This window comes from Tamilnaduibacter salinus (assembly GCF_003096655.1).
GTDB classification, from domain to species: domain Bacteria; phylum Pseudomonadota; class Gammaproteobacteria; order Pseudomonadales; family Oleiphilaceae; genus Tamilnaduibacter; species Tamilnaduibacter salinus.
This window is the reverse complement of sequence record NZ_QEKQ01000009.1, coordinates 93,020-106,959: the sequence shown is the minus strand read 5'-3', so window position 1 is coordinate 106,959 and position 13,940 is coordinate 93,020. Positions and strand designations below refer to the sequence as shown.

General features: G+C 63.1%; 13 protein-coding genes and 1 riboswitch. Of the genes, 6 read left to right on the top strand and 7 right to left on the bottom strand.

Annotated elements, in window-relative coordinates; translation table 11 throughout:
• Positions 1-67: 67 nt before the first annotated feature.
• The 6 genes from gcvH to thiC all read right to left on the bottom strand — a co-directional run bounded on the left by gcvH (position 68) and on the right by thiC (position 5,358).
• Positions 68-460 (bottom strand): glycine cleavage system protein GcvH, encoded by a 393-nt coding sequence (gcvH, locus tag C8D92_RS13675; RefSeq protein ID WP_116919729.1) that lies wholly within the window; start codon positions 458-460, stop codon positions 68-70.
• An 87-nt stretch (positions 461-547) separates the two neighbouring features.
• Positions 548-1,171 carry a YqiA/YcfP family alpha/beta fold hydrolase gene (locus C8D92_RS13670; RefSeq protein WP_116919677.1) on the bottom strand — a complete coding sequence of 208 codons (624 nt, stop codon included), beginning with the start codon at positions 1,169-1,171 and terminating at the stop codon, positions 548-550.
• Positions 1,158-1,976, bottom strand: coding sequence for a 3',5'-cyclic-AMP phosphodiesterase (cpdA, locus tag C8D92_RS13665; protein WP_207775186.1), 819 nt, complete (start codon positions 1,974-1,976; stop codon positions 1,158-1,160). Before cpdA ends, C8D92_RS13670 begins: the two co-directional genes overlap by 14 nt.
• A 164-nt stretch (positions 1,977-2,140) precedes the next feature.
• Positions 2,141-2,608, bottom strand: a complete 468-nt coding sequence (locus tag C8D92_RS13660; protein ID WP_116919676.1) for a DUF1249 domain-containing protein — start codon at positions 2,606-2,608, stop codon at positions 2,141-2,143.
• The gene (locus C8D92_RS13655) at positions 2,608-3,237 is read right to left on the bottom strand and encodes an NUDIX domain-containing protein (protein ID WP_116919675.1); all 630 of its coding nucleotides are present in this window, start codon (positions 3,235-3,237) and stop codon (positions 2,608-2,610) included. Before C8D92_RS13655 ends, C8D92_RS13660 begins: the two co-directional genes overlap by 1 nt.
• Positions 3,238-3,480: 243 nt before the next feature.
• The gene (gene thiC / locus C8D92_RS13650) at positions 3,481-5,358 is read right to left on the bottom strand and encodes a phosphomethylpyrimidine synthase ThiC (protein WP_116919674.1); all 1,878 of its coding nucleotides are present in this window, start codon (positions 5,356-5,358) and stop codon (positions 3,481-3,483) included.
• Positions 5,359-5,526: 168 nt separating this feature from the next.
• Positions 5,527-5,643: riboswitch (TPP riboswitch) on the bottom strand.
• Between the two features lie 231 nt (positions 5,644-5,874).
• On the opposite strand from thiC, the gene C8D92_RS13645 reads away from it, so the two are divergent.
• Positions 5,875-7,257, top strand: a complete 1,383-nt coding sequence (locus tag C8D92_RS13645) for a TolC family outer membrane protein (RefSeq protein WP_116919673.1) — start codon at positions 5,875-5,877, stop codon at positions 7,255-7,257.
• 517 nt (positions 7,258-7,774) lie between these two features.
• Here C8D92_RS13645 and waaA read toward each other — a convergent pair.
• Complete coding sequence (gene waaA, locus C8D92_RS13640) at positions 7,775-9,037, bottom strand: lipid IV(A) 3-deoxy-D-manno-octulosonic acid transferase (protein WP_116919727.1); 1,263 nt, start codon at positions 9,035-9,037, stop codon at positions 7,775-7,777.
• A 153-nt stretch (positions 9,038-9,190) separates the two neighbouring features.
• Here waaA and lpxL point away from each other — a divergent pair, with 153 nt between their 5' ends.
• Genes lpxL through C8D92_RS13615 form a run of 5 tightly spaced genes read left to right on the top strand, consistent with a single transcriptional unit; the run spans position 9,191 to position 13,906 of the window.
• Entirely contained in the window at positions 9,191-10,165 is a 975-nt protein-coding gene (gene lpxL / locus C8D92_RS13635; protein WP_116919672.1) for an LpxL/LpxP family Kdo(2)-lipid IV(A) lauroyl/palmitoleoyl acyltransferase, read from the top strand.
• Complete coding sequence (locus C8D92_RS13630; protein ID WP_116919671.1) at positions 10,140-11,087, top strand: mitochondrial fission ELM1 family protein; 948 nt, start codon at positions 10,140-10,142, stop codon at positions 11,085-11,087. The genes lpxL and C8D92_RS13630 overlap by 26 nt, the downstream gene beginning before the upstream one ends.
• The gene (locus C8D92_RS13625) at positions 11,084-12,205 is read left to right on the top strand and encodes a glycosyltransferase family 4 protein (protein WP_116919670.1); all 1,122 of its coding nucleotides are present in this window, start codon (positions 11,084-11,086) and stop codon (positions 12,203-12,205) included. Before C8D92_RS13630 ends, C8D92_RS13625 begins: the two co-directional genes overlap by 4 nt.
• The gene (locus tag C8D92_RS13620) at positions 12,202-13,230 is read left to right on the top strand and encodes a glycosyltransferase (protein WP_116919669.1); all 1,029 of its coding nucleotides are present in this window, start codon (positions 12,202-12,204) and stop codon (positions 13,228-13,230) included. Before C8D92_RS13625 ends, C8D92_RS13620 begins: the two co-directional genes overlap by 4 nt.
• Positions 13,223-13,906 (top strand): YrbL family protein, encoded by a 684-nt coding sequence (locus C8D92_RS13615; protein WP_116919668.1) that lies wholly within the window; start codon positions 13,223-13,225, stop codon positions 13,904-13,906. The genes C8D92_RS13620 and C8D92_RS13615 overlap by 8 nt, the downstream gene beginning before the upstream one ends.
• The last annotated feature ends 34 nt before the right edge of the window (positions 13,907-13,940 follow it).

Here is a 13,940-nt window from a genome sequence, read left to right as displayed (position 1 = left end):
CCAGCGACGCAAACAACCACCACCAAAGCGACGCTAAAGGTCTTACCGGCGATCAGCGGGGTGACTCCTAGGACTGATCGCTCACGTGCTCCGCGTAGGCATCCGGCTCCATCAGGCCTTCAAGTTCGCCCTCGTCCTCGAGTTTCACGCGGAACAGCCATCCTTCACCGTAGGGATCGTCGTTAAGCTTTTCCGGCTCGTCCTCAAGCGACTCATTCTGTTCAATGACTTCGCCGGTCACCGGACTGAACACATCGGACGCGGACTTGACCGATTCCGCCACGCCGGCTTCCTCACCGCCGTTCACCGTCGCGCCCAGATCCGGCAGCTCCACAAAGACCACATCGCCCAGCTGCTCCTGGGCAAAATCCGTGACGCCAACAGTTGCCGTGCCGTCTTCCGAAACGCGGACCCACTGGTGGGTTTCGATATACTTCAGGTCGGCCGGAATCTGGCTCATGACGGTCACCCTTGATCGTTCGTCGTTCTTATCGTTCCGGCCAAGAACACGACCGGAGCCCATGGGCGAGAGTCTACCGCAGTTGCATCACCCCTGAAAAATCCCGCCAGAGCGTGATTCGGGCCATAGGAAGGCGAGAATGGACGGGATTGTACGGGCAAAGTTCTGGAACCGGTGGTCGCCGCCGGCCTGCAGCCAATGGGGCGAGCCCTGAAAACGGCGCCACGCCTCCCGATAATCCAGTGTCTCGTCACCGGTCTGAAGCAAGACAAGCAGTTGGGATGGGTCCGGGTGATCCCCCGGGTCCATATCCGTCAGTTGCTGCATATGCGCCTCGGTGACCGTAAAGGTTTCGCCCGTATGAAGGTTGGTCTGCTCGCCAAGATAATCCCGCAACAGCCGATAGGGATAGGCGGCCGGGTTGACCAGTGCCGCCGGCACGCCATAGCGGGCACTGACGACCGTCGCGTAGTAACCGCCCAGCGACGAGCCGATCAGACCACAGGGGCGCTGCCCCAGCACCGCCTCAACCGGCTCACAGGCTCTGGTCAGCGCACGCTCAGGCTCGAACCCAAGCGAGGGCACAACCAGCTCCACCGGCACCTGAAGTCGCTCCAGCGTTTCACGCAGCTCTCCGACCTTTTCCGAGCCGGGGGAACTCTTGAATCCGTGCAGGTAAATCAGGCGGGGGCGGTTATCAGTAGCCGTCACTGTCCAACTCGACCGTCATTTCGAAATGATCCACACGTCGCACCCAGGTGTCGACATCGCCATCCGGCCCAAGCTCAAGCCAGCGGTAACCGGGTGAGCGTTGATCGACGGCGAAATCGCTCGAGTCCGGCGCAAACTGAATACAGGTGGACGGGGATGCCAGCATGCGAAGATGGCCCTCGACCCGGTCGAACACCTGATGAATGTGCCCCCAGAGCACGATTTTCACCTGTGGCGAACGGCGGAGCAGGTCCATGAGCTCAGCGCCGTTACGCACACCAATGGCCGCCATCCAGTCACATCCTACATCGACCGGGTGGTGATGGAGGGCCACCAGCGTCGGCGTCTTCGGACACTCGGCCAGACAATCTCGCAGGTACTGCAGCTCGTCGTCGGACAAGGCCCCATGAACATGCCCGGGAACAGAGGAATCCAGCCCGATAAACTGCCACCCGCCGGTCAATACCCGTCGACGGGCCGATTCGGTTTCCTCAATGACGGCATTCATGCTGGGAACATCGTCGTGATTACCTGCGAACCAGATCACCGGGCAATCAAAGACACTCACGCGATCACGGAACGCCCGGTAGGCTGTTTGCGACCCGTCCTGTGCAATGTCACCGCTGGCTATGATGAGATCCGGCACCCGCCCCTCGCCACGGACCTGATCGATGACGGCATCGAGGCTCTCCCGAGTGCGGATACCCAACAACTCTCCGACCGGATCCGCCATCAGGTGGGGATCGGTCAGCTGAAGCACCCTCAGCGGGTTGGGTCGTTTGGACGGGATGGCCGACTCGGACATGGGCAGGACACCGTTTGGCTCTCTATCAATGCACCTGACCTATCGATGCATCTCAATCGATTCGTGACAGCACTTCGAGAAATATTAGCGAATTGTTCGCGCAATTTCCTGAAACGGGATCACACGGAAAGACGAAACCGGAGTTCATTCGGTTCACCCTCCCCTCAGACGGGCCAGGCAATCTCCTCAGCGGCGACATGCCCGAAACGAAGACAGAAGGCGAGCCAGTCCGCAAGAAACGCATTCACCTGAGCTTTCTCATCCGGGTGGTGCATGCTTCGGTTGGGGTAGTCGTTCACGGCCTGGATGCGGTAATCGCGATAGCAGCTGACCACCTCCGCCAGGCCAGCATCGTGGTAGACGCGAACGGTCAGATGCGGGTCGTTGAGCCAGCGACCGCTGTTGTGGATCTGCTCCAACAACAGCGTCTCGGTATAGCGCGACTTCTGCTGGCGCTCAATGTGGACACGACCGAAATAGGCGTCCCGGTCCCGCAGTTCAAAGGTGGCATGATGGCCATCGGAAGCCGCCAGCCGGCGAAGCTGGACGAGGCGACGGTAATTGCCCTCACACAGCGCATTGAATCGCTGGAGATCGGGCACATAGCGCCGGCGCATCACGGCCTCCTTCATTATTGCCACGCCTCCCGTAGCCGCTCACGGTGAATCGACAGCCATTGCAGGGCGATAATGGCTGCCGCGTTATTGATACGCCCATCATCCAACATCGCGAGCGCCTCCGCCAACGAAAGGACATGGGCCCGAATGTCTTCGTTCTCCGCCTCCAGCCCGTACAACCCACCGGCGCCTTCACTACTGATAAGGCCGCAGAACAGACGGACCATCTCCGTCGTGCCTCCGGGAGAGACCAGATAACGGCAGATCGGTTCCAGACGCGCAAACCGCAGCCCCGCCTCTTCTTCTCCCTCACGATGCGCCACCTCCTCTGCGGACTCGCCCGGCTCGTCCATCCCCGCCACCAACTCCAACAGCCATGGCGACTGATCCCGCCAGAGCGCCCCGGGGCGGAACTGTTCGAGCAGTACCACCTCGTCCCGGGCGGGATCGTAAGGCAGCACACAAGTGGCATCGCCGCGCAGGAACAGCTCACGCTGGATCGTTTCCGTGTAGCCACCGGCGAACCGGGCGTGACTCAGACGCAGACGCCCCATCCGGAAGAATCCCTCGAAAACCGTCTCCTGGGACTCGATCCGCACGTCGTCGGACGTAAACTGGAAAGGCGCTGTCGGACTCTTGGGCATCGGCTCAACCTCGTGGATACGAAGCCGAACGATAGCGGGTCCGACTAGGCGCTTTCAAGCAAGCCGAAAGACATGGATTCGTCAATGGGGCGGACCGAAAACGATCGGGCAATCTTGTGGATTTGATGCCTGCAGCAACTCCGTAGCGAGAACGGGGCCGGCTGGCCCCCGTGGTTGCATGCGAAGATAGGTCGCCCTATCGGGCGACCCCGAAGTCAGAGATATCGGCTACACTGACCGCACCTACTTCACTTCATAGAGCTTCCCGGACTGGCGGAACTCTTCCGCTTTCTCCTCCATGCCGGCTTCTACCGCCTCCACCGAGTCCAGACCATGCTCACGGGCATACTCCTGCACTTCATGGGAGATCTTCATGGAGCAGAACTTGGGGCCGCACATGGAGCAGAAATGCGCCACCTTGGCCGAATCCTTCGGCAGGGTTTCGTCGTGGTAGGCGCGGGCCGTGTCCGGATCCAGCCCCAGGTTGAACTGGTCCTCCCAGCGGAACTGGAAACGGGCCTTGGACAGGGCGTCGTCCCGCAACTGCGCCCCGGGATGGCCCTTGGCAAGATCCGCCGCATGGGCTGCGATGCGATAGGTGATAATGCCGGTTTTCACATCATCCTTGTTGGGCAGCCCCAGATGCTCCTTCGGCGTGACGTAGCAAAGCATGGCGCACCCATACCAACCGATCATCGCGGCGCCGATGCCGGAGGTGATGTGGTCGTAACCCGGGGCGATGTCGGTCACCAGCGGGCCGAGGGTATAGAACGGCGCCTCGTCACAGCATTCGAGCTGCTTGTCCATGTTCTCTTTCACCAGATGCATGGGCACATGACCCGGCCCCTCAACCATTACCTGAACATCGTGCTTCCAGGCGATTTTCGTGAGTTCGCCCAGCGTTTCCAGCTCGCCGTACTGGGCCGCATCACTGGCGTCTGCCACCGAGCCCGGGCGCAGGCCATCGCCGAGACTGAAGGCCACGTCATACGCCTTCATGATCTCGCAGATGTCCTCAAAGTGGGTGTAGAGGAAGCTTTCCCGATGGTGAGCCAGGCACCACTTGGCCATGATCGAGCCACCACGCGAAACAATGCCGGTGGTCCGCTCTGCCGTCAGCGGCACATGGTGCAGGCGCACGCCCGCGTGGATGGTGAAGTAATCAACGCCCTGCTCGGCCTGCTCGATGAGCGTGTCCCGGAAGATCTCCCAGGTCAGCGCTTCGGCCTCGCCGTCCACCTTCTCCAGAGCTTGATAGATCGGCACGGTGCCGATGGGAACGGGCGAGTTCCGCAGGATCCAGTCCCGGGTTTCATGGATGTTCTTGCCGGTCGACAGGTCCATGACCGTGTCCGAACCCCAGCGCGTGCCCCAGGTCAGTTTCTCTACCTCTTCCTCGATGGAGGACGTGACGGCGGAGTTGCCAATGTTGCCATTGATCTTCACCAGGAAATTGCGACCAATGATCATCGGCTCGGTTTCCGGGTGGTTGATATTGGCCGGGATGATAGCGCGGCCCCGGGCCACTTCGTCGCGCACGAACTCGGGCGTGATTTCCCGGGGGATGTTCGCACCGTGGGACTGCCCCGGGTGCTGGCTGTCGAGCAGCCCTGACTCCCGCGCCTCCTGCAGCTTCATGTTCTCGCGGATGGCGATGAACTCCATCTCCGGCGTGATAATGCCCTGCCGGGCGTAATGAAGCTGTGACACATTGTGTCCGGCTTTGGCACGACGCGGCTTGCGATGGTGGGAAAACCGGTCGGCGTCCAGAAGGGGGTCACGATGACGGCGGCGGGTGAACGCCGAGGAAAAGTCCGCCAGCGTCTCTGTGCCTCCCCGCTCCTCAATCCAGCGCTCTCTCAGCGCCGGCAACCCACGACGCAGATCGATTCGGGCGTCGGGGTCGGTGTATGGACCGGACGTATCGTAGACGAGGACCGGGTCGTTGCTTTCCGGGCCGTCGGCAGTCTGCGTATCGCTGAGGAGAATTTCGCGCATCGGCACCCGGATGTCCGGTCGGCTGCCAGTGACGTAGATCTTGCGGGAACTTGGAAGCGGTTCGACGGCGGCGCCATCGACCTGGGCGGTTTCACTGAGGAAATCGGGCGTCTTGACTGACATGGTAGCTGTCCCTGGTCGTCGTCGGAAAGAAATAAACGCGCCTGCCAGGATCGCTACCGGTGGGGAGCTTAAGGAAGTGCTGATCAATTCCCTAACGACCGGGCAACCCAATCGCCTCTCCCCAACACCCATTGAACCTACGCGCTACTCGGTCGCCGCAACGCGTGAAAGGGCATCTGTCCTGTTTCCTACGCCGGTTCAGGCCTTTGGCCTGGCCGGATCAGGTTCCCGGGTCCCGCTCTGCGAGCGATCTCAGCCACACCGGTGGCACCCCGACAAGACGCTGACACACTGAGGAACAGGCCATACGACACACGCCTGCTCCACATATTTGCATGTGCGTTGCAAGTGTAGTGTTCGCTCCCTAAGTTGTCCATAATGTCGCCCTGATGAGTGTCCCTCAACACAGGGAACCAGAGGATGGTCCCGGACTCAGGCAGATACGGCCTGGAAGGCCCTCCGGCGGACCATCCGCATGCGACTTGATTCCGCGGACTACACACAGGTGGGAGCCCCATGAAAAAGATCCTGGCATCCGGACTCGCCAGCCTGCTGGCTACACAGCCAGCCATGGCAATCGATCTGGTCGAGGCTTACGAACAGGCACTGGCCTACGACTCAGGCATTGCCGCTGCCAAAGCCAGCTCCGAGGCCCAACAGGCCGCCATCAATGTCTCGCGGTCCAATCTGCTGCCCAATCTGAACGCATTCGGCCGGGCCAGCCACACGGACACTGAAAGCGGTACGACGGACGACTCCTATAAGGCGTACCAGTACGGCGTCGAATTGACGCAACCGCTGTTCCGGGCCGATGCCTGGTTCAGCTTTGAGGCCAGCGAGCTCCAGAGCGAGAGCGCCCGCGCTGAGTACAACCTGGCTCAGCAGCAGCTGATTCTTGATGTCGCCAGCGCCTACTTCAACGTGCTACGGGCTGAGGACAACCTGACCACCGTCCGCGCGTCGGAGACGGCCATTGAGCGGCAGTACGAGCAGGCTCAGGAACGCCATGAAGTCGGTCTGATCGCCATCACGGAAGTCTACGAGGCCCGTGCTACCTATGACGCGATCAAGAGTGATCGCCTGCGCGCGGAGAACAGCCTCGACATTGCCCGCGAACGGCTCGCCCGCCTGGTCGGCCAGCACACGACCGATCTGGAGAACCTGAACCAGGACTTCCCGCTCGCGCCGCCGGAGCCGGCCAGCGCCACAGCCTGGGAGGACATTGCACTGCAGCAGAACTGGCGCATCCAGTCCGCCATCAGCTCATTGCAGGCGGAGCGCTCGCGGCTCGACGCGGCTCAGGCGGGTCACTACCCGACCCTCGACCTGAGCGCCAGCTACACATCAACAGATACGGACGGCCTCGGCACCCCCGCCGTCGGCACGAGCCAGGGCGGCGCCAGCGGTGATAGCGACGAAGGCGTGATTGCGCTGTCCCTCAATGTACCGCTGTATGAAGGGCATGGCACCCAGGCGCAAATTCGCCAGCAGCGCTCGCTGGTCGACGTGCAGAATCAGCAGCTGAACACGGTCCGGCGGGATGTCCGGGTAAACACCCGCAGCCTGCTTCGCGAGGTGAACTCAAACATCGAGACGGTCCAGGCCCAGCGCCAGACCATTGTTTCCCGTCGCAGCGCGCTGGACGCCACCCGCGCCGGTTACGACGTCGGCACGCGGAACATCGTGGAAGTTCTGGACGCTGAACGAAACTACTACATTGCGCTGCGGGACTACGCCAATGCCCGCTATGACTATGTGATCAACACACTGAGTCTCAAGCAGGCCGCCGGCACACTGAGCCCGCAGGATCTTGCGGACCTGAACCAGTGGCTGAGCGCATCCGCACCGGGCATCGAAGCCCTGGCCAATGAGGACAAGACCGTCGACCCGACCCAGTAATCGGACGGAGAACCGGAGGCCGGTTCACATGTAGCCGATGTCTCCGACTTCGGAGTCGCCCGCAGGGCGACCGATTTGAGCCCTCCACTTTGGAGTCTGGGACCGGCTGGAGGTCATTGCCTACGCTGCATAAGTGCCCCGTTTGGTCCATTTACCAATCGCCTGCCCAATGCTGAGGGCTCTGGACAAGGCGCCTGTCCGCAGGTGTGGCGGGGTCACATCAAGGGCTGGCAACACAGTCCAGAGTTCTCAGCATTGAGCCCTACGGGAGCCTCAGAGAACCTCGATAACTGCGTTGTGCGGTCTCGGTTTGGAACCACCAAACCGTCGCCCCCACGCCTTGCTCTCAAGGTTCTCTGAGGCTCAGACGGTTGGTAAATGGACCAAACGGGGCACCTGGTCGTCCCTGACGCCAAATGCGACCGCGACATCCCTGTCGCTCCTCCGGCAATGACCACCAGCCGGTCCCGATCAAACAACGGAGTGACCGCCAGGGCGACTCTTTCCGTAGTATTCGCTACTGGTCGGCCAGGCGGGTTTCGATCCCTTCCACAATCCGATGCAGTGCGCCGCGGTTCGCTTCTACAACCGCGCGCGCATTGTCCCCCAACCGCCGGGCCTGAGCCGGCTCCGCCAACAGTTGCTCCACGGCTTCGGCGAGGGACCGTTCACTGGCCACTTCGATCACCGCCTCGCCATCGCTCAACTGCTGGTAGATCGTGTCGAAATTGAAAACGTGCGGGCCGGTCACCACCGGCAGCCCCCACGCCGCCGGCTCCAGCGGATTATGGCCGCCACGCTCGATGAGCGAGCCGCCCACGAACGCCACATCCGCCGTTCCGTAGAGCAGCATCAACTCGCCCATGGTGTCCGCCAGATACACGTCCGCTCCCCGAGCCGCGTCGTTCCGGGAACGGAGGGCGAGCCGGAAGCCCTTTGACCGGATCAGGGCACCGACCGCCTCAAACCGCTCCGGGTGACGGGGCACGAGTACCAGCAGGGCTTCCGGCAACCGGGACTGGATCCGACGATGGGCCTCGAGAAGCTGTTCATCCTCACCATCGTGGGTACTGGCTGCGATCCAGACCGGCCGGTTGCCCCACTCGCTCCTGAGTCGCTCGGCACTCTGACGCTGCTCGTCGTCCACATCGATGTCGAATTTCACGCTGCCGGTCACCGACACCCGGTCCGGCCGGGCACCAATGCGGCAGAATCGCTGCGCGTCATCATCCGCCTGGGCCGCGATCCACCTGATGGACTGCAACAGTGGCCGTGCCAGGGAGGGCACGCGCTCATAGCCCTGCGCCGAGCGCTCGGACAGGCGCGCATTAATCAGGCAGACGGGCACTCCCCGGAGTTCACAGGCGGCGATGAGATTCGGCCAGAGCTCGGTCTCCATGATGACCAGAATCCGGGGCCGGACGCGCTCAACGAATCGATCCGCCGAGCCCGGCGTGTCATAGGGGGAGTAGGCATACTGCACCCGGTCTCCGAACAGGGCCCTGGCCCGCTCTGAACCGGTGGGGGTCATGGCCGTCGTCAGCACAGGCTGAGCCGGATTCCGCTCCAGTATGGTCCGCACAAGAGGCGCCGCAGCGATGGTCTCCCCTACCGAAACGGCATGCACCCAGATCACCGGCTGCTCCGACCGGGCCACCAGCCCCAGGCGTTCCCGCCAGCCCTGGCGCAGAGCCGGTGACCGGCGTCCCTGCCACCAGAGTTTGATAAGCAGGAATGGCAAGACCAGGCGAAATAGCTGTGAATAGAGAAAATGCAGCATGGGGCTCCCATTGATCGTCGGGCGCATTTTACAGCAAACCGCTGATCCTGAGGGTACTGACGGTCGGACAGGCTTCGTACGCCTTCCCGACACTGGTAAACTCTGCGAAAACGATCAGAATCAAACGGCCACCAACAGGACCCGGACCCACGCGTGAGCGCTTCCACCCACCGCAAGACCCGAGACACCCGCTACCATCAATTCAGGCATCCACGCTGGTGGCCGACCTGGTTCTACCTCGCGTTGATGTTCTGCCTGGCTCACCTGCCGCTGCGGGTTCAATGGTGGCTGGGCAAAGGCATCGGGGAGATTGCCTATCGGACAATGGCAAAACGCCGTCATATCACGAGCACGAACATCCGGGCCTGTTTCCCGGAAAAATCCCCTGCCCAGCAACGGGCGTTAGTTCGCCAGAGCTACCACGCCAACGGCATCGGCATTATGGAAATCGGCCTGGCGTGGTTCCGCAAGCCGGAGCGGTTCCGCCCCATCACCGAGGTCCATGGGCTCGAGCACTATGAGAACGCACTGAAGGCCGGCAATGGCATTCTTCTGCTGGGCGGTCATTACAGCACGCTGGATCTGGGGGGCAGCCTGATTTCCCTGGTCATCGATGCGGACGTCATGCAGCGCGATCACAACAATCCGCTGGTCAATGCCGTAATGACCCGCGCCCGTGAGCGCCGCTACGGAACCGTACTGGCCAGCAAGGATCTGCGTGGCCTGTTCCGCTGCCTGAAGGCCAATCGACCGGTCTGGTATGCCACCGATCAGGACTACGGCCGCAAGGCGGCGGTCTTCGCGCCGTTCTTCGGCATCCCTGCCGCCAGCATTACCACCACCTCCCGAATCGCCGAACGCACCGGGTGTGCCGTGGTGCCGTTCAGCCATTTCCGTCGCGACGGCGCCCCAGGATACGACATCTACTTCCATCCGCCACTGGCCAACTTTCCGTCTGGCGACGATGAAGTGGACGCCGGTCGAGTCAACGCCGCGATCGAGCAGGAAATCAGGCGACATCCCGACCAGTATCTCTGGATGCACCGCCGCTTCAAGACTCGCCCATCACCCGACGATCCGGACTTCTACCGGAAACCGGACCATGGTCACAACGCCGAGCACCACTGATCACACGCCGGTTGTCTGGCTCCTGGCGGACAACCGGCCGGGCCACCGACGCCAGCTTCAGGGACTTGGCAACCGGCTCAAGGTGCTGGCGGGCGCCGACGTGCACTGGCTGGACGTCAATCGATACCCGGTCCCTCTGTGGCGCGCACTGACGGGACTCGCACCGCGATGGCCACAGACACCCCCAGCACCGGATCTTGTCATCGGCGCCGGCCACCAGACCCATCGTGCCCTGCTGGCGTTGCGCCGCCGGTGCCGGACGGTGGTACTGATGAAACCGTCTTTCCCGCTCTCACTGGTCGATGCCGCGATCATCCCGGAGCACGATGGCGTCCGGCCGGCAGCGCATCGTCTGATCACCGAAGGGGTTCTCCACCCGATCACGCCCATGGCCCGACTGACCGACAAGCCGCAGGCGCTGATGCTCATCGGCGGGCCTTCCCGTCACGTCCGGTGGCAGGACGAGGACGTTCTCGCCCAGGCGCGGCAGCTGATCGACGCCCACCCACGCTGGCACTGGACCATCAGCAACTCACGGCGCACGCCTGAGGAGCTCACTCAGCGTCTTCAGGCGCTGCCCGGCCCCCGGGTCACGGTGGTTGACCATTCGCAGACCCACGATCAGTGGGTGAGCCATACACTGGCCGCCAGTCGGGCCGTCTGGGTGACACCGGACAGCGTCTCGATGGTCTGCGAAGCGGTCACGTCCGGCGTCCCGACCGGGGTACTCGACGTTCCGCTCTCGCCGGGCAGCCGCCTGGCACACGGGATTGACCAATTGCTGGCCCGCGAACGCATCGTCGGACTGGACCAGCAGTCCCGCATTTTCTCACCGCCCTCCGGTCAGACGTCTGTCCGCTCCCCATTGTGGGAAGCGGACCGGGCGGCCCGATGGCTCATCAAACGGGGGCTCGGGCCATGAGGGTGGTACAGGTGCTGCCAGCGCTCTGGAGCGGTGGCGTGGAGCGTGGCACGGTCGATTTTGCGATCGAGCTTGCAAAGCGCGGGCACGAGGCCATTGTCGTCTCCAACGGCGGCCCGTTGGTCACTCACCTGGAGGACGCTGGCGTGCAACACATTCAACGCCCCGTCCACCGCAAATCTCCGAGGTCATTTGGCCAGATTGCGCCCATGCGACGCCTGTTGCGGGAGCTGGCACCGGACATCGTTCACGTGCGTTCCCGGATGCCGGCCTGGATCACCCGCCTGGCCCGGCAAACCCTGCCAGCGCCTGAACGGCCGGCGCTGATATCCACCTTCCACGGCATGCACTCAGTCAGCGGCTACAGCGCCATCATGGCCAAATCGGACCACATCATTGCCGTCTCCGACTGCGTTCGGCGGTACGTGCTCGACAACTACCGGGTCCATCCAGACGACCTGACAACCATTCAGCGCGGCGTGGATCCGGCCGTCTTTTACCCTTCCGTTCCGGACGAGCGATGGCACCAGCAGCTCGAGTCTGACTATCCGGCCCTGACGGGAAAGCGGATCATCCTCATGCCCGGTCGCCTGTCCCGCTGGAAAGGGCAGCACGCATTTCTGGAAGCCATGGCCGGGGTATTTCAGCGTGAGCCGGATTGCCATGGACTGCTGGTGGGCGGCGCGGACCCCGGCAAGCAGCACTACGAACAGGAGTTGCGCACGCACGCCCGAGCACTCGGCGTGGAGGATCAGATCCACTTTCTCGGGCCACGGGAGGACATGGCCAACCTGTACCGGCGAGCGACCATCGTCTGCCATCTGTCGTCCCGGCCCGAACCCTTTGGACGGACGGTCACCGAAGCGCTGGCCTGCGGCACGCCCGTCGTGGCCTATCGCCGAGGGGGTGCCGCCGAGTCCCTGAAGGCCTGTTTTCCCCAGGGGCTGGTTCCTCCCGACGACGTCAACGCCGTTGTCGATCGTCTCCACCACATGCTCCGACACCCTCCCTCTGTCGCGCCCCTGCCAGCGCCCTTCCACCTGGAATCACAAGTGGATGCCACCATTGCGGTATATGAGCAGATCCTCGCCCGCCGGGCGACAGGGAGAGGCCCGTGAGGGTCGTTCTCGTCCTCGGCACCCCTGGCACCACCTGGGGTGGCATGGAAACCCATACGCGGGATCTGGCGCAGGGGCTGGCCCAGCGTGGCGTTGATGTCCACGTCCTGGCTCACCCGGCCTATGAGTGGGCATTCCACGCGGGAGCCACGTTTCACTCACTCCCTCTGGATCAGGGTCGCAGGCACCCCTGGTTGCGCCACTGCCTCCGGCGTGACGTCACGGCACTCAAGCCTGATGTCGTGCACGCCCAGGGGCATAAAGCCGCCGCGTTACTGAGTGCCCTATCCCGACAGCCCCACACGCCCGTGCGACTGGGCACCGTTCATGGTGAAAAGCGGACCAACCGCGCCTTTGACGGGCTCGATGGCGTGATCGTTGTTAACCAGCGATTGGCCTCCCGGATCTCGAACCCAAAGGTCCGGGTGATCCGCAACGGCGCTGTCCCGGTTGACCGGCCGACCTCCCGACCGGAGTCCTGCCCAGCGGGGCAGCCACTCCTGCTGGCCTCGGGCCGGCTCGAGCCGGTCAAACAGTTTGACCGGCTCATTCGTGCCTGGGCCGCCATCGGCACGCCCGGCCAACTCGTGATTCTCGGAGACGGCCGGGAACGACACGCCCTGCAGGATCAGATTGACACCCTCGGCATTGGGGACAACACCCATCTGGTGGGTCACCGGGCGGACGCCAGCGCCTGGCCCTGGTTGGCGGATCTCTTTGTTCTCCCGTCCGCCCGGGAGGGGCTGCCCTACAGTGTGATCGAAGCCCTGCTCGCCGGCTGCCCGGTCGTCAGCACACCTGTCGGGGATATTCCGGACTTCCTTCCCCAAACCTGCATCGCCGACAATACCGACCTCGCGTCCATCACGCACCTGCTGGCCGATACCATGGTGCGTTTGCCCTCACTGGCGGGGGAGCAGTCCGACGTTTTCCTGCGCGCCCAAACGGAACTTTCCATCACGGCGATGGTCGATGCCACCGTTCGTTTTTACCAGCAATGCCTGGAGCCCGTCCGGAATGATTGATCTGTCACAGCAGACGCCATTTGCCGGCGGCGAGCATCGACTGTGCTACACCCATCCGGATCACCCCGGTTTGTGCCTGAAGGTCCTCAGGCCCGGAAGCATCGAACGTCGCTACCAACGTCAGTCTCCGCTCAAGCGATGCCTGGGCCGGAGGCGACTGGACGACAACCGGCAGGAACAGGCGGGGTATGCACAGAGGGCGATCCTCCGGGCGGGGAGTAACAACCCGGTCTGGCGTCACCTGCCACGGTTTCACGGCGTCGTGCCCACCACGGACGGACCGGCCAATGTCACCGATCTGATCCGTGACGACACTGGCCGGATCGCACCGACGCTGTCCGATCTGCTCGCCGGGCGGGGCCTCGACGAGGCACTTCGGCATTCCCTGACAGAGTTTGCGGAATGGCTCCTTGAAACCGGCGTGCTGTCGCGCAATCTACTCCCCCACAATCTGGTTGCCCGGTCATGCGGTGCCCGGTTTCAGCTGTTCCTGGTGGACGGTCTGGGGGCACCCGGGCTCACGGGCCTGGCGGCTGCGAGCCGCACCGGTCGACGCCGGTACATCGCACGGCGCATTGATCGGATGTGGGTCCGGGCGCGATGGGAAGCGAACGGCAAGCCCGGTTCCTGGGAGGCGGTCGAGGCGGCCAGCCGACGCCGCAGCGACTCCCTCTGACGACTGTACTGATGGAAGGACATCCCGAATCACG

What these genes read in the sequence shown, in the direction of transcription:
- gcvH (WP_116919729.1), bottom strand. Translation starts at nt 460, where the DNA reads ATGAGCCAGATTCCGGCCGACCTGAAGTATATCGAAACCCACCAGTGG.
- cpdA (WP_207775186.1), bottom strand. Translation starts at nt 1,976, where the DNA reads ATGTCCGAGTCGGCCATCCCGTCCAAACGACCCAACCCGCTGAGGGTG.
- C8D92_RS13660 (WP_116919676.1), bottom strand. Translation starts at nt 2,608, where the DNA reads ATGAAGGAGGCCGTGATGCGCCGGCGCTATGTGCCCGATCTCCAGCGA.
- C8D92_RS13655 (WP_116919675.1), bottom strand. Translation starts at nt 3,237, where the DNA reads ATGCCCAAGAGTCCGACAGCGCCTTTCCAGTTTACGTCCGACGACGTG.
- thiC (WP_116919674.1), bottom strand. Translation starts at nt 5,358, where the DNA reads ATGTCAGTCAAGACGCCCGATTTCCTCAGTGAAACCGCCCAGGTCGAT.
- C8D92_RS13645 (WP_116919673.1), top strand. Translation starts at nt 5,875, where the DNA reads ATGAAAAAGATCCTGGCATCCGGACTCGCCAGCCTGCTGGCTACACAG.
- waaA (WP_116919727.1), bottom strand. Translation starts at nt 9,037, where the DNA reads ATGCTGCATTTTCTCTATTCACAGCTATTTCGCCTGGTCTTGCCATTC.
- C8D92_RS13630 (WP_116919671.1), top strand. Translation starts at nt 10,140, where the DNA reads ATGGTCACAACGCCGAGCACCACTGATCACACGCCGGTTGTCTGGCTC.
- C8D92_RS13625 (WP_116919670.1), top strand. Translation starts at nt 11,084, where the DNA reads ATGAGGGTGGTACAGGTGCTGCCAGCGCTCTGGAGCGGTGGCGTGGAG.
- C8D92_RS13615 (WP_116919668.1), top strand. Translation starts at nt 13,223, where the DNA reads ATGATTGATCTGTCACAGCAGACGCCATTTGCCGGCGGCGAGCATCGA.